This window comes from Sphingobium sp. SJ10-10 (assembly GCF_036038995.2).
Taxonomy (GTDB): domain Bacteria; phylum Pseudomonadota; class Alphaproteobacteria; order Sphingomonadales; family Sphingomonadaceae; genus Sphingobium.
Window position 1 is genome coordinate 369,119 of record NZ_CP158133.1, and the last position, 21,045, is coordinate 390,163.

Consider the following 21,045-nt stretch of genomic DNA (forward strand, 5'->3'; position numbering starts at 1 on the left):
GAAAGCAGACGATGCCGAAAAACTGGCTCCGCATCCTTCCCCTGCTCGCTCTGATCGGGGCAGGAACGCCACCGCCGATCCATTTCGAGGTCGGCCGCGTCCGGCCCGAACCCTGGCCGGAAACCATCACCCGGTTCCCCGGCGACGTCACGGCCGCAGCCGATATCATCTACAGCCAACCGCTCCACTATCGTCCCCTCCGGCTGGACCTCTATCGCCCCGAAGGCCGCCATCGCCCGCTGCCCCTGATCATCCATGTCCATGGCGGCGCATGGGTCACAGGCACCAAGCGCCATGGCGGCCCGATCAAGGACTTCCCTGCCGTGCTGGCGCAATTCGCCGCGAAGGGTTTCGTCGTGGCGTCCATCGAATATCGGCTCGACGGCGAAGCCCATTTCCCCGCCGCGATCCAGGACGTCAAAAGCGCGATCCGCTTCCTGCGCCTCCATGCGAAGGACTACGGCATCGATCCGGCGCGGGTCGGGATATTCGGCGGGTCGGCAGGCGGACAGCTCTCCGCTCTGGCCTCCACGAGCTGCGGCGTCGAACCGCTTGAACCGCCTGCCGACCGTAACGCATCCGACCTGCCGACCCCGTCCGACTGCGTGCAGGCCGGCGTGTCCTGGTATGGCGTACATGATTTCGCGACGGTGCCGACACCGCCGGGCCAGACCGGCCCCGCCCCTTATCTCGGCTGCGAGGGCCGCTGTTCGAAGGACGTCCTCGCCTTCGCGAGTCCCATCACCTATGTCGATGCCCACGACCCGCCGATGCTGCTGATCCATGGCCTGGCCGATACGCTGGTCGCCGTCTCGCAAACTCAGGAGTTCGTGGCGGCGCTGAAATCCGCTCATGTGCCCGTCGAAGCGATCTACATCCCGAACGTCGACCATGGCTTCGTCGGGAAAACGGATGCCGACACGGCGAACGCCAATGAACGGGCACTTACCGCTACATTGACGTTCTTTGAGCAAAAGCTTGCACCGGAACGGTGATTCTTTCCGATCGGCTTGAAACCACGCGGCCTATGCCAATAGTCCCGGCAGCCGCAGCCTTACCCTAAAGCTGTCTTATAAGGCTGTCATTTCGCCGTCGTTTCGACCTTCGCATGGCTGCCTTCCTCGCTCGGCCTGATCTTGCCGCCGAACAGCATTTTGAGCTTTCCGGTCAGTGACACATCCGCTTCCCACAATTCGGCCTCATCTATGTCGAAGCGCAACAAAGCGAGATTGGGGTCCGACTTTCCGCCGGGGAACCAAGCCTCCACCGCTTTCGACCACAATTTGTCGATCATCGCCGGATCATTGTCGATGCGCGCGCTGCCGGAAAAGCAGGCGAAGAAATCATGCCCCTTGGCAACAAACTGGCCCATCGCAGCGCCACCACCGGCCAGGCGATTGTTCTTGCCGACGAAAAACCAGAGCCTGTCTACCTGATCGTCGTCCAACTGGACGGTAAGCGGCTCGCTATGCTGGCCGCTGCTCGTAAGGCCAAGCATCATGAACGGGCTGTCCGACATGCGGTCCCACAAATGTTCCTTCAGCTTCTGCGCGTCGGTCATGATCATCTCCTGATTATGGAGGGGACTATACGAACGGCAGGCGCGAAGGGTCCGCTTCGTCGGATGGGATGAAGCCGATCGGCCGCTCAGGCGTTGTCCAACCTGCTTCACGGACCATGGGAGGAGAATGATCGAGATGACGATCCGCTGGCCAGCCCAATTGATCATCGCGCGCCATGGCCAAAGCGCAGGCAATATCGCGAGCGACGCCGCCCATGAGGCGGAGGCGGACCGCATCGCCCTGAGGGTGCGCGACGCCGACGTGCCATTGAGCGATCTGGGCCGCGAGCAGGCCGCGTCGCTGGGCCGCTGGTTCGCGCGCCAGTCGCAGGGGAGCCGTCCGGAGGTACTGCTCTCCTCGCCCTATTTGCGCGCCTGCCAGACGGCCCGGATATTCCGCGAGCATGGCGGCGCGGCCGGGGACGAGCCGATCTGTTGCGATGAGCGGCTTCGTGAAAAGGAGTTCGGCATATTGGACGGACTGACGACCCGCGGCGTCCGCAACATCTTCCCCGACCAGGCCGAATTCCGGCGCCTATTGGGCAAGTTCTACCATCGTCCTCCCGGCGGGGAGAGCTGGTGCGACGTGATCCTTCGGGTGCGGTCCGTGATGGATACGATCTCGCTGCATTATGCCGGGCGCCGGGTGATGATCTTCAGCCATCAGGTCGTGGTCCTCTGCATGCGCTACATATTGGAGAGCCTGACGGAAGCCGAGATACTGGCGATCGATGCGAAGGGGGACGTCGCGAACTGCGCGGTGACCGATTACCGGCTAGATGCCGGAACGGGGCGGGACGGACGCCTTGCCCTCCAGCGGTACAATGTCATTGCACCCATGGAAGAGGACCGGACGCCCGTCACCAAGGCGCCCGATGCCATTGCAGGAGCGCGGGGATGAGCTTGCGAAGCATTGATGAAAGCTGGCTGCGCGATCACCCGCTGCCCGGTCTGGAGGACGGATCGGACAAGAATGAGCGCGGCCGGGTGATGGTGATCGGCGGAGCCGAATTCGTGCCGGGCGCCCTGCGCCTGACGGGGGAAGCCGCGCTCAGGGCGGGAGCGGGAAAGGTCCAGTTGGCGACGGTCTGTTCGGTGGCGACCGCATTGGGGGTTCTCGTGCCGGAAGCATCGATGCTGGCGCTGCCGTCCGACCGCAATGGCGAGATCGCCGCAGAGGCGGTCGGGATATTGGAGGAGCATGTCGGGCGATGCGATGCCATGGTCCTGGGACCGGGGATGAGCGTCAGCGACCGGACCGACACACTCGTGGCCCGTCTGCTTGCTTCGCCCCGCAGGGAGCTTGGCGTCGTGCTGGACGCCGCGGCGCTGACGTCCGCCCGCGACCTGGCCGATGTCATCGCCGCGCATGACGGCCGCGTGATCATGACGCCCCATCGCGGCGAAATGGCGATCCTTGCCGGGATGGATGAGGCGGCTGTCGCCTCCGATCCCGAAGGCATCGCAGCCCACATCGCCACGCGTTTCCAGTGCGTCATTCTGCTGAAGGGTCAGGAAAGCATCCTTGCCCACCCTTCCGGCCCTTCGCTTCGTTTCGACGGGGGATGCGTGGGTCTTGCCACGGCGGGTTCCGGCGACGTGCTGGCGGGGGTCATCGGCGGCCTTCTCGCGCGCGGAGCCGAACCTCTGCTGGCCACTGCCTGGGGCTGCTGGCTGCACGGCATGGCGGGGCAAGCCCTGTCGAAGGAGATGGGAAGGGTCGGCTTCCTGGCAAGGGAACTCGCCCCCATCATCCCGCGCCTGCTCGACCAAAAAAATGCCCTAGGGTCCGGCCTGGACGATGCGAGAAGTCGCTGGTCGCCGGAGAGCCCTGCTGATAAGCCATTCCCGTCCGGCACCGGGGCAAGGCATCCGCGTTGAGCCCTGGTCGGATTTCGCGCTCTGGGACAAGCCGCAGATGATATTTGCCGACTTCCTCCGCAACCGCCGCCGCGATCAATTGTCGGACGAGGATCTCGCCGCGCTCGAAGCCAGCATCGGCCACGTCCGCAAGGCACAGGCCCGACAGATCATCGCCCGTGCCGGCGAGCCGATCAGGCTGAGCACCTATCTCATGGAGGGCTTCATATGTCGCTATATGGACGACCGAAACGGCCTTCGTCAGCTCGTCGCCGTGCATGTCCCCGGCGATTTCGTCGATCTCCATGGCTATCCGCTGGGTCGGCTCGACCATGATGTCGCGACCCTGGGCGTCTGCAAGATAGCGCTGATCCCCCACGAAGCGCTGGATGGACTGCTGGTCGAGCGTCCCAATCTGACGAAGCTGCTGTGGTTCAGCACGCTGCTGGACGCCGCCATGCATCGCGAGTGGATTTTCCGCCTCGGCCGCCTCGACGCAATCGCCAGAATTGCGCATTTTTTCTGCGAGATCGAAGCGAAATTGCGGGCCGTGGGGCTGAGCGACGGCCGCGAATTCACTTTTCCTCTCACCCAGGCCGATCTGGGGGAGGCCTGCGGCATGACGCCGGTGCATATCAACCGGATGTTGCGGGAGTTGAGAGAAAGGAAGCTGCTTCAGATGCGGCGCAGCAGGATCACGATCTTCGACCTGGCCGCCCTGCGCCAGCTTAGCGATTACGATCCGTCCTACCTGTTCATCGAGGGATGAGGGAACCTCTTTGGCCCGCGGTGCGTCCTTTGCACCCGAGCGACAAAGGATGATCCATGCCTCGACACGGCATATTCGACAAAAGCACAGGCCCGGCTTCATGATGCACCCTGTCCCGGCTTATCCGCACCGGGCTGGCCAGCTTGATCGAAATCAATCTGTAACGCATTCAGGCCGGACCTTTCCCATGGTAATCGCTGGCGCTTGTGCTCTGAAAGGAGAATGACGTGCTGCCGACCTATTCGACCGAACAAGCGCTTGCGGGGGTAGAAGGCCTTGACGACATTCTCTCCGGCGGACTGACCCGCGGCCGGGTCTTCCTCCTCGAAGGCAGTCCGGGCACGGGCAAGACCACCATTGCAATGCAGTTTCTGATCGAGGGAGCGAAGCGCGGCGAGCGTTGCCTCTACATCACCCTGTCCGAAACCGACGATGAAATGCGCGAAAGCGCGCAATCGCACGGCTGGACGCTCGATGGCGTGGACCTCTTCGAACTGGTTCCCCCCGAAAGCCTGCTGGATGAGCAACAGCAGCAAAGCCTGCTCTATTCGTCCGACCTGGAGCTGGGCGAAACCACGCGTCGGATCTTCGACGTCTTCGAGCAGGTGAAGCCGGACCGGGTGGTTCTGGACAGCCTGTCGGAAATTCGCCTGCTGGCGCAAAGCTCGCTGCGCTATCGGCGTCAGATACTGGCGCTCAAGCATTTCTTCTCGAAGCAAAATACGACCGTGCTGATGCTCGACGATCTGACGGCGGAGGTCGCGGACAAGACCGTCCACAGCGTCGCCCATGGCGTCATCCGGCTGGAGGAATTGTCGCCCGGCTATGGCCCGGAGCGCCGCCGGATGCGCATCATCAAATATCGCGGCCGGCGCTTTCGCGGCGGGTACCATGATTTCATCATCGAACAAGGGGGCGTTCGCGTCTTTCCACGCCTTGTATCGGCCGAACACAAGACCAGCTTCGAACGCAGCCTCCTGAAAAGCGGATCGCCGGAGCTGGACGCCCTGCTGGGCGGCGGTGTCGAGCGTGGCTCCAGCGTGCTCGTCCTTGGTCCCGCCGGCACCGGAAAGTCGCTGCTGGCCCTGACCTTCGTGACCGCGGCGGTCGCGCGGGGCGAAAAGACCGCCATGTTCGTCTTCGACGAGGAGATCGGCCTGCTCTTCAATCGCGCAAAGGGTCTGGGCATCGACATGCAGGCCATGGCGGACGAAGGAAATCTGGTCATCGAGCAGGTGGATGCAGCCGAATTGTCCCCCGGGGAGTTCTCCCAACGCGTGCGCAATTGCGTGGAAAGCCATGGGGTAAGGACCGTCGTCATCGACAGCTTGAATGGCTATCAGTCGGCCATGCCGGAAGAAAACGCCCTGGTTCTGCATATGCATGAACTGCTTCAATATCTTAACCGGCAGGGCGCCACGACCTTCCTTACGGTCGCGCAGCATGGCCTGGTGGGCGACATGAAGGCGCCGGTCGATGTCACCTATCTGGCGGACACGGTCATTCTCCTGCGCTATTTCGAGGCATTGGGGCGGGTGCGGCGCGCCATGTCGGTCATCAAGAAACGCACCGGAATGCATGAGGATACCATTCGCGAATTCCGCATCGGCCATTATGGCATCCGCCTGGGCGAACCATTGATCGGCTTTCAGGGCGTGCTGCGGGGCGTGCCCCATTTCGTCGGAAACGCGCCAACGCTCCTCGAAGACGACAAGGCGTGATCCCGCATCTTTCCGAACGAGCACTCATCCTCGCTCCGGTCGGACGCGATGCGGAGATTGCCGTCTCGATGCTGGGCGAAGCGGGGCTGCGGTCGCAGATCTGCGCGGATCTTTCCGCCCTGTTGAGCGGTATCGACCATGGCGCGGGCTTCGCGCTCGTCACGGAAGAGGCGCTGCACAATCGCGATCTGCACCCTCTGGTCGGCTGGCTGCAAAAGCAGCCGGAATGGTCGGATTTCCCCTTCATACTGCTGACGCGGCGGGGCGGCGGACTGGAGCGCAATCCGGCGGCTTCACGCTATCTGGAGATGCTGGGCAACGTCAATTTTCTTGAGCGCCCCTTTCACCCCACCACGCTGATCAGCCTCGCCCAGTCGGCGCTGCGCGGCAGGCGCAGACAATATGATGCGCGGACGCGACTGGAGGAACTGCATCGCGGCGCGGAGAAATATCGATCGCTGTTCGATTCGATCGAGGCGGGATTCTGCATCATCGAGATGATCTTCGACGAAGCGGGTAACGCCGCCGACTATCGTTTCATCGAAACCAATCCGGCCTTTGCGCGGCAGACGGGCCTGACCGATGTGGTGGGGAAGACCATGCGGTCCCAGGTGCCGGGGCATGAACAAAATTGGTTCGACATTTACGGCCGGGTCGCCCTGACCGGCGAGGGGGTGCGCTTCGAGGATCAGGCCGAAGCGCTGGGCGATTATTGGTACGATGTCTATGCCTTCCGCGTGGGCGATCCGGAGGCGCCCCAGGTTGCGGTCCTGTTCAACGACATCACCGAACGTCGCCGGATGGAAGCAGCCTTGCGCCAAAGCGAGGAGGGGTTGCGCGCGCTCAACGAAACGCTGGAAGAGCGGGTGCAGCAGCGGTCACGCGAACTGGAGCTGGCGCAGGAGGCGCTGCGCCAGTCGCAGAAGCTGGAATCCATGGGGCAGCTTACCGGCGGCGTCGCCCATGATTTCAACAATCTGCTGACGCCGATCGTCGGCAGTCTCGATCTCCTCCACCGTCGCGGCCTGGGAACGGATCGGGAGCGCCGGCTGATCGAAGGCGCCCTGCAATCGGCGGACAGGGCCAAGATGCTGGTGCAAAGACTGCTCGCATTTGCGCGGCGGCAGCCGCTGCAACCTACCGCCATCGACATTGCCAGCCTCGTGCGGGACATGCGCGACCTGATCGTCAGCACGTCCGGGCCGCGGGTGCAGGTCGAACTGGCGATCACCGACGATCTGCCGCCGGCCCATGCCGACGCCAACCAGATCGAAATGGCGCTGCTGAACCTGGCGGTGAACGCCCGCGACGCCATGCCGGAGGGCGGACGGCTCCGGATCGGCGTGACCTGCGACATCATGGCTCCGGAAAACGGCCTGCGCTTGCGGGAGGGCCGCTATATCAGGCTGTCGGTCGCTGACAACGGCATCGGCATGGATCAGGAAACCGCGGAAAAAGCGATCGAGCCCTTTTTCACGACCAAGGGCGTGGGTCAGGGGACGGGCCTTGGGCTGTCGATGGTGCATGGGCTGGTCGCGCAATTGGGCGGCAGGCTGACTATCGAAAGCGCCATCGGAGAGGGCACGACGATCAGTCTCTGGCTGCCGACGAGCGAGATCGAGGTCGGGCAGGATGCGGCCGGACCGGACCTGTCCCCGGTCAAGCTCGATCACGGCATGGCGCTGGTGGTCGATGACGAGGATCTGGTCCGCGCAAGCACGGTGCATATGTTGCGCGAACTGGGTTATGACGTGCTGGAGGCCAATTCGGCCGAACATGCGCTGGCGATCATGAAAACCGAACCGGAGATCGACGTGCTGGTCACCGACCATCTGATGCCCGGCACGACGGGCACCGACCTGATCGAACAGGCAAGGATGCTCAAGCCGGAAATCCGGGCGCTGTTGATATCGGGCTATGCCGAGAATGCCGGAATTTCGGCGGAACTGCCGCGGCTGACCAAACCCTTCAAGCAGATCGATCTGGCCAAGAGCCTTGCGGCCCTTTGAGGATCTTATGGGATGAACGAGACGATGCAAGGAAGACAAGGCGCGATGATAGATGCGGCAGGACCGGCCATGCCCTTCCGACCGGATGTTTCACGCCGACAGAAAATTGTTCATTGAATTGTAGGGCTTGACGTGGAACTTTTCCATCGTGCCTGCGTAACGACCGGGAGGTGCGCGGGAAATCCAGGCGCAGGGGCAGGCGCAGGGGGGACGATGGGGATGTCGCGGGCTTTGGCTTTTGGCAGTGCGGCTTGGGCGGCTGGGATGGCCGCATGCCTTGCCTTCTTATCCATGTCTCCCGCCCAGGCGCAGAGCATCGAAGAGCTGCGGGACATGCCAATCTCCGCGCTGTCCAAGCTGGATGTCACGTCCGTCACCCGTTCGACCGCTTCGCTGGCCGACGCCCCCGCATCCATCTATGTGATCACCCATGACGATATCGTCCGTTCGGGCACGTTGACGCTGCCGGGCATTCTTCGCCTCGCCCCCAATCTGCACGTCATGCGCGGCGGCCCCAATGACACGGTCGTCGCCGCGCGCGGACTCAGCGGCAATGAGGGCGCGCAGAATTTTTCCAACAAGCTGCTTGTCCTGATCGACGGCCGCAGCGTCTATTCGCCGCTCTACTCCGGGGTCTATTGGGACATGCAGGACATCCTGCCCGAAGATGTTGAGCGCATCGAAGTGATTTCCGGACCCGGCGCGACGCTTTGGGGATCGAACGCGGTCAACGGCGTCATCAACATCATCACCCGCGACGCTGGCGCTTCGCAGGGTCTGTATGGAACGGGCGTGGTCGGCAACAGAACCTATGATCTGGGCCTGCGCTATGGCGGCCATGCGGGCGGAAACGCCAGTTACCGCCTTTTCGTCAAGCGCCATGAAAATTTCGAAAGCGCATCGGGGCTGGACGATGGCAACCGCCGGACCCAGGGCGGTTTCCGCTTCGACTGGAATGCGACCCCCGCCGACGCGTTGATGGTCCAGGGGGATGGCTATTACGGCTCCCGTTCCCAGGCCGATGCGGCCGACGAGAATTTTCACGGCTATGACCTGCTCGCCCGCTGGCGCCATGGCACGGCATCGGGCGCAACCCTGCAACTCCAGGCCTATTATGACCACACGGCGCGCAGGATCGAAAATGACGGCGGCCGCTTCGCCCTGGATACGTTCGATGTCGAGGGGCAGCATAGCTTCACTCTGGGCGAGGCGCACAACATCGTCTGGGGCGGCGGCGCGCGCATCAGCCGTTATGTGATAGAGAATATTCCCGGTCTGGACTTCGTGCCCGGCCGGCGCGACCTGTTCGTGGGCAATTTGTTCGCGCAGGACAGCATCGCCATCACCCCGTCCCTGACGGGCACGATCGGCGCCAAGCTGGAGCAGCGCAGCTACAAGGATCTGACCTTCCTGCCCAGCGTCCGCCTGTCCTGGAAACCGGACCCCACGACGCTGATCTGGGGCGCCGTGTCCCGCGCCGTCCGGTCGCCCACCCCCTTCGACGAGGATGTGGTGGAGACCATCGGACAGACCGTCATCCTGACCGCCCTTTCCGGTTTCCGCTCCGAAAAGCTGACCGCCTATGAGCTTGGCACGCGCCTGGTAGTCTCTCCACGCGCCTCGCTGTCGGTTTCCACCTTCTACAATGTCTATGACGATCTGAGGTCGGTCGAACCCGCTCCGGGCGCATTCCTGCCGCTGCGATGGGGCAATGGAATAGAGGGGCACAGCTACGGCCTGGACGCCTGGGCCGATATTCGGGTGGCAGACTGGTGGCGGCTGAAGCCCGGCTACAGCCTGCTCATCCAGAAATTCCACTTCAAGCCGGACGCCGTGCCGCTGCTGGGCGTCTCCCAAGCCGGCAATGATCCCAAGCATCGCGCGACCCTGCGTTCCTCCATGGACATCGGGCCGGAGGTCAATGTCGATTTCGACCTGCGCTATGTCTCCGCCCTGCCCGACCCGCATGTCCCGGCCTATGTCGAGCTGGGCGCCAGGCTGGGCTGGCAGTTTGACGATCGGGCCGAATTGTCGGTCTCTGGCTTCAACCTCCTCCACAGCCGTCATCAGGAGCTTCCTGTCTCGCAGGCGACGCCACTTGGCCGCAGCGTGTTCGTGGCGCTGAAATGCACGATCTGATCCCTCCCCTTTGCAAGAGGCGCGCGCGCCGCCTGCGATGGGCGGCCTTATTATCCCTGTCGGTTTTGGCCGGGCGCGCTCCGGCGGCCGGGCCGGCCAATTCGCTCTCCACGTTGGAACGCGCGATCCAGGCAAACTTCCTGTTCAAATTCGCGCCCTTCGTGGAATGGCCGCCGGGAGCCTTTTCCGCCACGGACAGGAATTTCATCATCTGCGTCGTCGGGGAAGACCCTTTCGGCACCCTGTTGACCGATGTCGTGCGGGGCCAGAAGATGGTGGGCCGCCCTGTCGTGGTGCGACGGACCGGCAATGAAAGCGGCAATACAGGGTGCCACATATTGTTCGCGGGCGCATCGACGGACCCCGGCTACGCGCCTTTTTCGACAACCGAGGGACAGCCGATCCTCACCGTCGCGGACAAGAACGCGGGCCCGACCGGAGCGATGATAGAATTTGTCAGGCAGAGCGGCCGCGTCCGCTTCCAGATCAACGATGGCGCGGCCCGCGCCCATGGCCTCAGGATCAGTTCCAAATTGCTGGGCCTTGCAATCGCGGTGGACAGGAAATGACGCAAGCTTCCCAAAACCGCCTTAGCCTCGGCAACGTCATCGCACAGATGGCGACGCCCCTTTCCGCCGTCCTGATCGCGCTGATGCTGCTCGCCGCGGGTCTGGCCGCCACCTTCCAGCTCGAACAGCTCGCCCGCATCGAAAAGCTGCGGCAGACCACGGCGCAGGCGCAAATTCTGGCCAGCGGGATCGCCGCGCCGCTTGCCTTCGACGACGATGTGGCCCTGCAGGAATATCTGAACGCGCTGAAGGCCGATCCCCAGATCGTCGCGGTCGCCGCCTATGACGGCAAGGGCGACTTTGCGGGCGGTTTCGCCCGACCGCCCGCCCGATTGCCCCAAGGCGCGGAGGCCGCAAGGCGGGAAGCGCCGTCAAGCGCGCTGGCTGTCACCGTCCCGGTCAAGCAGGGCAGCACGCAACTGGGTTCCGTCTATCTCATGTCCACACTGGACAGCCTGTCGCGCCGTCTGACCCGCTATCTGGGCATCGCGGTCATCGTGATTGCGGCATCGGTGCTGATCGTGATGCTCACCGCCTCCTATTCCTCCCTGCGCCGGGCGCATCAGACGCTGCAGGCGGAGATTGCCGGACGCCAGCAAGCGGAAGAAGCCCTGCGCCAATCGCAGAAGATGGAAGCCATGGGCCAGTTGACCGGCGGCGTCGCGCATGATTTCAACAATCTGCTGATGGTCGCTTCGGGCGGGCTGGATCTGATGGAACGCACCAGCGACCCTGTCAGGCTGGAGAAATTGAAGGCCGGGATACGCCAGGCCGTCGACCGCGGCGCGAAACTGACGCGGCAGCTCCTCGCCTTTTCCCGCCGCACGCCGCTCAACCCGGAAGTCATCGATCTGCGCGAACGGATCAGGGGCATGGACGCGCTGCTCGAGCGCTCCCTGGGCGAAAGCATAGAGGTCGCGATGCACCTCCCTGCCGATCTCTGGCCGGTGGAGGTCGATGCGTCGGAACTGGAAGTGGCGATCCTCAACATCGCGCTCAATGCACGCGACGCCATGCCCAGGGGCGGCACCATCGTCATCGAGGGCGCGAACCTTCCCGGCAACGGCGACCGGCCCGATCTGGTGCAGATCGCCGTGACGGACAGCGGCGCAGGCATCGCGCCCGATTTGGTCAACAAGATATTCGAACCCTTTTACACGACGAAGGAAGTGGGCCAGGGCACGGGTCTGGGCCTCAGCCAAGTTTATGGGTTCGTGCGCGCATCGGACGGCAAGGTGTTGGTCGATAGCATCGTCGGCCGGGGGACGACCATCACCCTGCGGCTTCCCCGTTCCCTGCTCCCCGCCAAGGTCAGCGATCGCCTGACCGAGCCTGTAGCCGCCTTTGGCAAGCCACGCATCCTCCTGGTCGAGGATGACGACACGGTGGCCGATACGGTGGGCGGCATGCTGATGGCGCTGGGCTATGAAGCGGAGCGGGTCGACAATGGCGATGAAGCGCTCCGCCGGCTGGAAGGGAATGTCGATTTCTCGCTGATCCTCTCCGACATGATCATGCCGGGAGAAGTCAGCGGCATGGAACTGGCGCTGAAAATCAGGCAGCTTTGGCCGCATCTGGGGACGATGCTGATGACGGGTTATAGCGCAGCGGCTGCCTCTGCCGCGAAGGAGGGCATACCCCTTTTGGCAAAGCCTTTCACGATCCAGGATCTGTCGGTCCAGCTCATGACGGCGCTGGATCAGTCAGGACAGGGCAGCGCGTAATAGGCGAGGCCTGGAATGAAGCTGTCTTGGTCGGGCTGGCCGTGGACCATATGTTCAAGGCGAAAATCGGGTCCGTGAAATCGAGAATTGATGAGGCACCCGACAATGCCGATGCGTAACTCTACTTATAGCGCCAAGAAGCGCGCTGGCTGAAACTTCACCGATGGTCTGGTGAAGAGGTTCGCGTCATGCGTCGTTTCTTGAGTATCTTGAGTCTGGGGACTCTCATGATCGCCAATGTGGCGTCCGCGCAATCGGCTGCGGACCATGCCGTGCATCATCCCGCTGATGCCGCTGTGCCCGCCCCGCCCTCCGGCCCAAGGCATGACTGTCCGATGATGAAGGGCGGTGAGGACGGGCGACGATCGGATGGCATGGCCCCGTCAGGCCCGAATGGCGCCCCCGGACATATGGACGATTGCAAGGCCATGCACGCGCCGGACCATGGCGCAGAAATGCATCCGCCCGCGCCAGAAGCGGGCAGGAAGTAAATTTTGATCACGCATAAGGAGAAGGACGATGGCTGAATATCGCTCGCTGATACCCTTTGGCCGTAGCGGCCTGTTGCGCGGCGGCTTTGATCCCTTTGTCGATTTTCGCAAGGAAATGGACCGGCTGGTCGATGATTTCGGCCGAGGCTGGGCCGCCCCGCAGAGCGGCGACAGCAAGGGCTTCCTGATCCCCAAGGTCGACATCGCTGAAACGGACAAAGGGCTTGAACTGACCGCCGAACTGCCTGGCTTCGATGAAAAGGATGTATCGCTGGACATCCACGAAGGCATGCTGACGATCAAGGCCGAGCATAAGGAAGAGCGCGAGGAAAAGGACGAGAAGAAGCATTATCATCTGGTCGAACGCAGTCAGGGCAGCTTCCTGCGCCGTTTCGCCCTGCCGTTCGAGGCTGATGCCGACAAGGCGAGCGCGCAGCTTCAGAAGGGACTGCTGAAAGTCACCGTGCCCCGTCTGGCGACCGAGCAGAAGAAGCCGAAGCAAATTCCGGTCGGCACGGCATAAAAATTCGCACCGCAGGCAATCGCCGCGCATGATGGTATAGCGGGGGAATGAAACGCATCACGCTCTGGCTGTTGCTGGCGGTGTTGCTGGCTGGCACGGCGGCTTATGCGCTGCTGGGCGGGCGAGCGCGCGAGGTGACGACCGCGACCGCCCGCATTGGTGAGGCGGTGGAACTCGTCTATGCCACCGGCTTTGTCGAGGCGGAGCATCCCGTGTCCGTCGCGGCGCGCCTGACGGCGCCAGTGCGGCAGGTGATGGTGGACGAAGGGGACCGGGTGCGGCGCGGCCAGCCGCTGATCCTGCTGGACGATGAGGAACAGCGCCACGCGCTGCAACAGGCGGGCGCGCAACGCCGGGTGGCGATGCAGGACGAGCGGCGCGTGGTCGCGCTGTTCGCCAAGGGCTGGGTCACGCGAGCGGCGCGCGATCAGGCGGTCGCGGCGGCGGACAGCGCCAGGGCAGCGGAGGAGAGCGCCGCCGCCCGGCTCGATCAGATGGCGGTGCGATCGGGCATGGATGGCATAGTGCTGCGCCGGGACGTGGAGCCGGGCGACCTTGCCGTGCCCAGCCGCACGCTGATGACGCTGGGCGATCCTGCCCGCATTCGCATCACGGCCACGATCGACGAGCGCGACGTGCCGCGCATCCATGCCGGCCAGGCCGGGCTCATGTCCAGCGACGCCTGGCCGGGCCGGGTGCTGCGCGGCCATGTGCGGGAGGTGACGCCGGGCGGCGACCCCGAACAGCGCGCCTTTCGCGCCCGGATCGTCACCGACGCGCCCATGACGCTGCCGCTCGGCCTGACGCTGGAGGTCAATATCGTGACGCGCCGGGTGGCCCAGGCGCTGCTGGTCCCGGCGACGGCGGTATATGATGGCCGGGTCTGGGTGGTGCGGGACGGGCGCGTCCATAGCCGGGCGGTCCGCACCGGCATCGTCGGCTCCAGCGATACGCAGATCCTTGCCGGCCTGTCGCGGGGCGACGCCGTCATTGCCAAGCCAGACGACACGCTGCGCGAGAATGGGCGCGTGCGAGCCAGGCGATGAGCGGTCAATTCGGCCTGCTCGTCGCCATTGCGCTCCGCCATCTGGCCGGGCGCCGGCGCCAGACATTGGTGGCGGTGAGCGGTGTCGCTGTCGGCGTCGGCTTTTTCCTGGCGGTGTCCGCGATGATGATCGGCAGCCAGAATGATTTCGTGAAGACGCTGATCGACGCCGCCCCCCATATCGTCATTTCCGATGAGCTGCGCAGCCCCCCGCCCCAGCCGGGCATCCGCGCCTATCCCGGCGCTGCCATCGACCTGCGCCATTACAAGGTGCGCAATGAGGTACGGGGACTGAAAGGCTGGCCCCAAATCCTGCGCGCCGTCGACGCCGAGCCGGGCGCGATCGGATCGCCCAGCCTGACCGGCGCCATCACCCTGCGCAGCGGCGGGCGGGAGGAAGCGCTGACCATCATCGGCGTCGACCCGGCCGTCGAGGAGAAGGTCAGCACCATCGAAGACAAGCTGCGCACGGGCCGCCTGCGCGACCTGGAAAGCACGCAGGGCGGCATCATCATCGGGGAGGAAATGGCCCAACGCCTGGGTCTCGCCATGGGCGACGTGGTGGGCGCGACCCCGGCTTCGGGCCAGAGCCGGTCACTGCGCATCGTCGGCCTGTTCAAGCGCGGCCAGAGCCAATTGGCCGCGACCGCAGGCTATGTGCTGCTAAGGGAGGCGCAGTCGCTGCTGGGCCGCCCGTTCATCATCAACCGCATCGGCGTGCACTTGAACGACCCTTATGCCGCGCAGCCGATCAGCCGGCGGCTGGAAGCCCGTTTCTCCTACAAGGCGGAAAGCTGGCAGGAACGATCTGCTGACTTCCTCTCCCTGCTCGTGACCCGCAATGTCATCATGTACAGCGTCGTGTCCGCGATCCTGCTGGTGGCCAGTTTCGGCATCTACACGGTCGTGTCGAACAGCATCACCGACAAGCGGCGCGACATCGCCATCATGCGCTCCATCGGCTTTTCGGAGCGCGACCTGCAACTGATCTTCGTGATGGAAGGGCTGGTGCTGGCGCTGATCGGCATCTTGGCGGGATGGCTGCTGGGCTATGGGCTGATGGCGATCCTCGGTTCGCTGAAATTCCCGATCGCGGGCGAAGACCAGCATCTGCCGCTCGACCGTTCCGCCCGGCAATATGCAATCGCCGCTGCCGCATCGCTGCTGGCCGGGACGGTCGCGGCCTGGCTGCCGGCGCGCAAGGCGGCGCGCGTCGATCCCGTCGACATATTGCGGGGCGCGATATGAGCGCGATCATGCAGGCCGAAGGATTGTCGCGCAGCCTGCCGGGCACGCCGCCGGTGACTCTGGTGACGGATGTGACCCTCGCCATCGAACCGGCCAGCTTCGTCGCCATTGTCGGGCCTTCAGGCTGCGGCAAATCCTCGCTGCTCTATCTGCTGGGGCTGCTCGACCGGCCAAACAGCGGCCATGTGCTGTTCGACGGGAAGGATATGAACCCCCTCAGCGGGGATCAGCGCGCCCATATCCGGCTGGCGAGCTTCGGCTTCGTGTTTCAGTTCCATTTCCTGCTGCAGGAATTCACCGCTCTGGAAAATGTCATGCTGCCGATGCAGCGCTTGGGTTTGTTGAACCGGACACAGGCGCGGGACAAGGCGCAGAGCCTGCTGCAAGCCATGGGCCTTGGCGCCAAGAGCGGCAAGACGCCCGACCGGCTGTCGGGTGGCGAACGGCAGCGCGTCGCCATCGCCCGCGCCATCGCCAACGATCCGGCGCTGGTGCTGTGCGACGAGCCGACCGGCAATCTCGACAGCCAGAACAGCACCCGCGTCGTGGAGCTGTTCCGCAGTCTCGCCCATGATCAGGGCCGCGCCGTAATTTGCGTGACCCATGACGCCGATGTCGCCGCCGCCGCCGATGTGCAGATTTCGATGCTGGATGGACGGATCAGCGAAACCAGCGTCCGGACGCGGTGACGAGAGCCAAAGACGCGACGATAATGCTGACCGTATATCGTACAGGCGGCCTTGAGACTGGCTGGAAACCAGTATGCGGCGTAAGCGCGTAAAGGGCTGGCACAGGACCGTTACGTTCATCCGCAGGGCCATCGGAATGTGGCGCGGTTTTGACAGTGGCCTTCCGGGGGCGCATGGGCGAGACATGAAAATCACCCATTTCGACCTTAACCTGTTCCTGCGCGACTATTGGCAGAAACGCCCCCTGCTGATCCGCAATCCGTGGAATGAATGGCGCAACCCGCTGGACCCGGATGAGCTGGCGGGCCTGGCCTGCGAAGAAGGTGTGGAATCACGCCTCATTACCCGCGACGCGGACCATCTGGCGATGGAAAGCGGCCCTCTGGCCGAAGAGCGCTTCGGTGAACTGGGGAGCGCCCCCTGCACGCTGCTGGTACAGGCGGTCGACCAGCATGCGCCCGAGGTCGCCGGGCTGATCGAACCGTTCCGTTTCGTGCCCGACTGGCGCATCGACGATGTGATGGTCAGCTATGCCACGGATGGCGGCGGGGTCGGGGCGCATTTTGACCAATATGACGTGTTTCTGGTGCAAGGCCTGGGCAAGCGGCGTTGGCGCGTGGGGCCGCGATGCGATTCTGCGACTCCGCTATTGCCGCATGACGATCTGCGCCTGATCGCGGATTTCGAGGCGACGGACGACTGGCTGCTCGAACCGGGCGACATCCTCTATGTTCCGCCCTGCTTCGCGCATGATGGCGTGGCGGTCGGAGACGACTGCATGACCTATTCGATCGGTTTTCGCGCCCCCTCTCGCGCCGAGCTGGTCGAGAATTGGTGCGAGCATCAGGTCGACGGCATGCTGGAGGAGGATCGCTATGCCGACCCCGACCTGAGCTTGCAGGCCAATCCCGGCGAGATCACCGCGCCCGCCATCGACCGGCTGCATGCGATGGTGATGGAGGCATTGTCCGACCGCGACGCCTTTGCGCGCTGGTTCGGCCTCTTCAACAGCCTGCCCAAATATCCCGAAACGGACTGGCGGCCGGAAGAGCCGATCGGGACGCAGGACGTACAGGCGTTGCTGGCCCACAGCGTGCCGCTCAGCCGCAATCCGGCGAGCCGTTTTTCCTTCATCCGGCAACAGGACGAAACGATCCTGCTGTTCGTGGACGGCCATTGCTTTGAAGGAACGGGCGAAGCGGCGCTGCTGGCTGAACAGCTATGCGCGGAACGGGCCATGGTCGTGGACTCGCGGCTTGCCGAATCCGCCCCGGCCGTCGCGCTCATCGAAACGCTGATTGGCCAGGGCAGCCTGGCGTTCGATGGCGAGGATTGAGCCGCGATGACGCTGATCCTGTTCAACAAACCCTATGGCGTATTGTGCCAGTTCACCAACGAAAGCACTGGCCCGACGCGTCCAACCCTGGCCGATTTCATTGACCGGCCCGGCGTCTACCCCGCCGGGCGGCTCGATCTCGACAGCGAAGGGCTGTTGTTGCTGACCGACGATGGCCGGTTGCAGGCCCGAATTTCCGATCCCCGCTTCAAGACGCCGAAAACCTATCTCGTGCAGGTCGAGGGCGATCCCGACGCAGCGGCGCTGGAGGCGTTGCGGCGGGGCGTGACGCTCAAGGATGGCCCGACCTTGCCTGCGCAGGTCGAGCGCATAGACGATCCGGCGCTGTGGCCGCGCGATCCCCCGGTGCGGTTCCGCAAGAGCGTGCCGGATTGCTGGCTGCGGCTGACGATCCGCGAGGGACGCAACCGCCAGGTCCGGCGGATGACGGCGGCGGTGGGCCATCCGACGCTGCGGCTGGTGCGGTGGCGCATCGGTGACTGGTCGCTCGACGGCATTGCACAGGGGCAATGGCGCGAAGCGGAAGCCGGTTAGGCGACCGTCATCCCCGCTTCCTGGCGAACCAGATGACGTGCCGTGGCCCCTTGCCGTTGCTGCGGGCGCGCACGGCGACCTCATCGACGATCAGGCCGGCGCGGGCGAGACGACGCGTAAAGGCGGCATCCGGCGCAGCCGACCATATCGCCACTATGCCGCCGGGCTTGAGCGCCGCGATGGCCGCTGATATGCCCTGCGCCGAATAAAGGCGATCATTCGCCTGACGCACCAGCCCATCGGGCCCGTTGTCCACATCCAGAAGGATCGCGTCGTAAGTCCCGCTCCCCGCGCCGATCACATCGGCCACATCCGCCTGCACCAGGTGCACACGCGGATCGTCAAGGCAGCCCGCCGCCAGCTCCGCCATCGGCCCCCGCGCCCAGTCGATAATTTCGGGCACCAGTTCAGCGACGGTGATCTGCCCGCTATCGTCCAGCGCGGCCAGCGCGGCGCGCAGTGTGAAACCCATGCCATAGCCGCCGATCAGCAGATGCGGCCGCGCCCGGCCGTGCAGCCGTTCGCAGGTGAGATTGGCCAGCGCTTCCTCCGATCCGCTCATCCTGCTGCTCATCAGCTCGTTACGGTCGAGCACGATCATGAAGTCCCCGCCGCGGCGGTACAGGGTGAGTTCCGCGCCGCCGGGCACCTGGGCCGATCCAATAAATTCGCGAGCCTGCATATCACCTTCTCTCGGCCTGACGTCCGTTCGTCACCGGCGGGGGGTTTACGGCAAGGGAGCGCCGCGTCAAAGGAGGAAGCATGCGTTATTTCCTCGACACTGAATATAATGGCTTTGGCGGCGAACTCATCAGCCTCGCGCTCGTCCCCGAATATGGCGACCAGGACTTTTACGTCTCTCTCCCCCTGCCGGCGGAGATCCACCCGTGGGTGGAGAAAAACGTCATTCCCTATCTCCGCTTCGTGCCACCGGGCGTCGACCACCAGTTGAACCGTAACGATGCGGCGCTGCATCTGGAGGCCTATCTGGCGAGCGATCGCGATCCACAGATCGTAGCGGATTGGCCCGACGACATCGCTTATTTCTGCAGCCTTCTCGTGACCGGCCCGGGGGAGATGATCGACCTGGACGGGCTTCATCTGGAACTCATCAACGCGGCGGGATTCAGCGCGGCTGCCAATAGCAGGATGCCGCACAACGCCCTCCACGACGCCCATGCGCTCAAGAATTTCTATCTGAACCTGGCCGTCTGACCGGCTTGGCGCAATATCCGGATGGCTGACAGCTTTCCCAAAACGCCTTAATTGAAAGCGACTTGCTCGATCTCCTGTGCCGTGGCCCGCAGGAGATCGAGCACATCCGCCTGCGAAATCCCCGAGTTTACCGAAACCACCAGCCAGGCGATCGTGGACGTCGGCGGCGCGACGCGGGGCAAGGCGATCATCATCCTCAACCCCGCCGAGCCGCCGCTGATCATGCGCGATACCGTCTATTGCCTGTGCGAAGAGGCCAGTCAGGACGAAATCCGCGCCAGCATCGACCGCATGGTGGCCGAAGTGCAGACCTATGTGCCGGGATACCGGCTGAAGCAGGCGGTGCAGTTCGAACATATCGGGTCGAACCGCCCGCTGCGCATTCCCGAGATGGATGGGGAATATACCGGCCTCAAGGTCAGCGTCTTCCTGGAGGTCGAAGGGGCCGCCCATTATCTGCCCGCTTATGCCGGCAATCTCGACATCATGACCTCGGCCGCGCTGCGCACCGCCGAAAAGATCGCCGTCCGCATGCATGAAGGAGCCGCGGCATGACCTTCGATCCGACCCAGACCAAGCTCTATATCCAGGACGTGACGCTGCGCGACAGCATGCATGCGGTGCGACATCAATATGGCATCGACCATGTGAAGAAGATCGCCAAGGCGCTGGACGACGCCAAGGTGGACGCGATCGAGGTCGCCCATGGCGACGGGCTCAGCGGATCGTCCTTCAACTATGGCTTCGGCGCGCACACGGATTATGAGTGGATCGCCGCCGTGGCGGAAGTGCTGGAGCATAGCGTGCTGACGACGCTGCTGCTGCCCGGCATCGGGACGGTTCACGATCTGAAGCATGCCTATGATCTGGGCGTGCGTGCGGTACGCATCGCGACCCATTGCACCGAGGCGGACGTTTCAAAACAGCATATCGAAGCGGCGCGCAACCTGGGCATGGATGTCTCAGGCTTCCTGATGATGAGCCACATGACCGACCCCGAAGCGTTGGCGGGGCAAGCCAAGCTGATGGAAGATTATGGCGCGCATTGCGTCTATGTCACCGACAGCGGCGGCGCGCTCAATATGGAAGAATATGCGGCGCGGCTGCAGGCCTATGACCGGGTGTTGAAGCCCGAGACGCAGCGCGGCGTTCATGCCCACCACAATCTTTCGCTGGGCGTCGCCAATTCGATCGTCGCCGTGCAGAACGGCGCGATCCGCGTCGATGCCAGCCTGGCCGGCATGGGGGCAGGCGCCGGCAATGCGCCGCTGGAAGTGTTCATCGCCGCCGCCGACCGCTATGGCTGGAACCATGGCTGCGATCTCTATGCGCTGATGGACGCCACCGAAGAGCTGGTCCATCCGTTGCAGGACCGGCCCGTGCGCGTGGATCGCGAAACGCTGACGCTGGGCTATGCGGGCGTCTATTCCAGCTTCCTGCGCCATGCGGAAAAGGCGGCTCAGGACTATGGCCTCGACACCCGCGCCATCCTCGCGGAAGTCGGACGCCGCAAGATGGTCGGGGGCCAGGAGGATATGATCGTCGACGTCGCGCTCGACCTTAGCGGAAAATGATGGAGAGGCGGCCGCGG

General features: G+C 63.9%; 19 protein-coding genes and 1 pseudogene. 18 read left to right on the forward strand and 2 right to left on the reverse strand.

What is annotated here, in order from left to right:
• Positions 1-11: 11 nt before the first annotated feature.
• Positions 12-995 (forward strand): alpha/beta hydrolase, encoded by a 984-nt coding sequence (locus tag VVT58_RS17315; protein WP_327754866.1) that lies wholly within the window; start codon positions 12-14, stop codon positions 993-995.
• A gap of 86 nt (positions 996-1,081) precedes the next feature.
• Here VVT58_RS17315 and VVT58_RS17320 read toward each other — a convergent pair whose 3' ends face one another.
• Positions 1,082-1,561, reverse strand: a complete 480-nt coding sequence (locus VVT58_RS17320; protein ID WP_327754865.1) for a pyridoxamine 5'-phosphate oxidase family protein — start codon at positions 1,559-1,561, stop codon at positions 1,082-1,084.
• Positions 1,562-1,697: 136 nt separating this feature from the next.
• On the opposite strand from VVT58_RS17320, the gene VVT58_RS17325 reads away from it, so the two are divergent.
• The 14 genes from VVT58_RS17325 (at position 1,698) to VVT58_RS17390 (ending at position 18,239) form a co-directional block, all read left to right on the forward strand.
• On the forward strand, positions 1,698-2,462 hold the full coding sequence (locus tag VVT58_RS17325) for a histidine phosphatase family protein (RefSeq protein WP_352000139.1): 765 nt from the start codon (positions 1,698-1,700) through the stop codon (positions 2,460-2,462).
• The gene (locus VVT58_RS17330) at positions 2,459-3,442 is read left to right on the forward strand and encodes an NAD(P)H-hydrate dehydratase (protein ID WP_327754863.1); all 984 of its coding nucleotides are present in this window, start codon (positions 2,459-2,461) and stop codon (positions 3,440-3,442) included. The genes VVT58_RS17325 and VVT58_RS17330 overlap by 4 nt, the downstream gene beginning before the upstream one ends.
• 37 nt (positions 3,443-3,479) lie before the next feature.
• Positions 3,480-4,190, forward strand: a complete 711-nt coding sequence (locus tag VVT58_RS17335; protein WP_066562644.1) for a Crp/Fnr family transcriptional regulator — start codon at positions 3,480-3,482, stop codon at positions 4,188-4,190.
• A 230-nt stretch (positions 4,191-4,420) separates the two neighbouring features.
• On the forward strand, positions 4,421-5,911 hold the full coding sequence (locus tag VVT58_RS17340) for an ATPase domain-containing protein (RefSeq protein WP_066563846.1): 1,491 nt from the start codon (positions 4,421-4,423) through the stop codon (positions 5,909-5,911).
• A complete protein-coding gene (locus tag VVT58_RS17345) occupies positions 5,908-7,920 on the forward strand; it encodes an ATP-binding protein (RefSeq protein ID WP_327754862.1) in 2,013 nt (670 codons plus the stop codon). The genes VVT58_RS17340 and VVT58_RS17345 overlap by 4 nt, the downstream gene beginning before the upstream one ends.
• Before the next feature lie 333 nt (positions 7,921-8,253).
• A complete protein-coding gene (locus tag VVT58_RS17350) occupies positions 8,254-10,059 on the forward strand; it encodes a TonB-dependent receptor domain-containing protein (protein WP_327754861.1) in 1,806 nt (601 codons plus the stop codon).
• Positions 10,047-10,628: a YfiR family protein gene (locus tag VVT58_RS17355; RefSeq protein WP_327754860.1), complete on the forward strand. Its 582-nt coding sequence runs from the start codon at positions 10,047-10,049 to the stop codon at positions 10,626-10,628. Before VVT58_RS17350 ends, VVT58_RS17355 begins: the two co-directional genes overlap by 13 nt.
• Positions 10,625-12,352, forward strand: coding sequence for an ATP-binding protein (locus tag VVT58_RS17360; protein ID WP_327754859.1), 1,728 nt, complete (start codon positions 10,625-10,627; stop codon positions 12,350-12,352). Before VVT58_RS17355 ends, VVT58_RS17360 begins: the two co-directional genes overlap by 4 nt.
• 519 nt (positions 12,353-12,871) lie before the next feature.
• Positions 12,872-13,366 (forward strand): Hsp20/alpha crystallin family protein, encoded by a 495-nt coding sequence (locus VVT58_RS17365; RefSeq protein WP_327754858.1) that lies wholly within the window; start codon positions 12,872-12,874, stop codon positions 13,364-13,366.
• Between the two features lie 47 nt (positions 13,367-13,413).
• Positions 13,414-14,412 (forward strand): efflux RND transporter periplasmic adaptor subunit, encoded by a 999-nt coding sequence (locus VVT58_RS17370; RefSeq protein WP_327754856.1) that lies wholly within the window; start codon positions 13,414-13,416, stop codon positions 14,410-14,412.
• Complete coding sequence (locus VVT58_RS17375; protein WP_327754855.1) at positions 14,409-15,659, forward strand: ABC transporter permease; 1,251 nt, start codon at positions 14,409-14,411, stop codon at positions 15,657-15,659. The genes VVT58_RS17370 and VVT58_RS17375 overlap by 4 nt, the downstream gene beginning before the upstream one ends.
• Positions 15,656-16,348 carry an ABC transporter ATP-binding protein gene (locus VVT58_RS17380; protein WP_327754854.1) on the forward strand — a complete coding sequence of 231 codons (693 nt, stop codon included), beginning with the start codon at positions 15,656-15,658 and terminating at the stop codon, positions 16,346-16,348. The genes VVT58_RS17375 and VVT58_RS17380 overlap by 4 nt, the downstream gene beginning before the upstream one ends.
• 184 nt (positions 16,349-16,532) lie before the next feature.
• Positions 16,533-17,684 (forward strand): cupin domain-containing protein, encoded by a 1,152-nt coding sequence (locus VVT58_RS17385; protein ID WP_327754853.1) that lies wholly within the window; start codon positions 16,533-16,535, stop codon positions 17,682-17,684.
• Between the two features lie 6 nt (positions 17,685-17,690).
• Positions 17,691-18,239: an rRNA large subunit pseudouridine synthase E gene (locus VVT58_RS17390; protein WP_327754852.1), complete on the forward strand. Its 549-nt coding sequence runs from the start codon at positions 17,691-17,693 to the stop codon at positions 18,237-18,239.
• Between the two features lie 7 nt (positions 18,240-18,246).
• On the opposite strand, the gene VVT58_RS17395 is transcribed toward VVT58_RS17390, so the two are convergent.
• Positions 18,247-18,921, reverse strand: a complete 675-nt coding sequence (locus VVT58_RS17395) for a spermidine synthase (RefSeq protein WP_327754851.1) — start codon at positions 18,919-18,921, stop codon at positions 18,247-18,249.
• Positions 18,922-19,001: 80 nt separating this feature from the next.
• On the opposite strand from VVT58_RS17395, the gene VVT58_RS17400 reads away from it, so the two are divergent.
• The 3 genes and pseudogenes from VVT58_RS17400 to dmpG all read left to right on the forward strand — a co-directional run bounded on the left by VVT58_RS17400 (position 19,002) and on the right by dmpG (position 21,028).
• The gene (locus VVT58_RS17400; protein WP_066562679.1) at positions 19,002-19,454 is read left to right on the forward strand and encodes a hypothetical protein; all 453 of its coding nucleotides are present in this window, start codon (positions 19,002-19,004) and stop codon (positions 19,452-19,454) included.
• Positions 19,455-19,571: 117 nt separating this feature from the next.
• Positions 19,572-20,009: pseudogene (locus VVT58_RS17405) on the forward strand (acetaldehyde dehydrogenase (acetylating)); the annotation flags it as partial.
• A complete protein-coding gene (gene dmpG, locus VVT58_RS17410; RefSeq protein WP_327754850.1) occupies positions 20,006-21,028 on the forward strand; it encodes a 4-hydroxy-2-oxovalerate aldolase in 1,023 nt (340 codons plus the stop codon). The pseudogene VVT58_RS17405 and the gene dmpG, both read left to right, overlap by 4 nt.
• Positions 21,029-21,045: the final 17 nt, after the last annotated feature.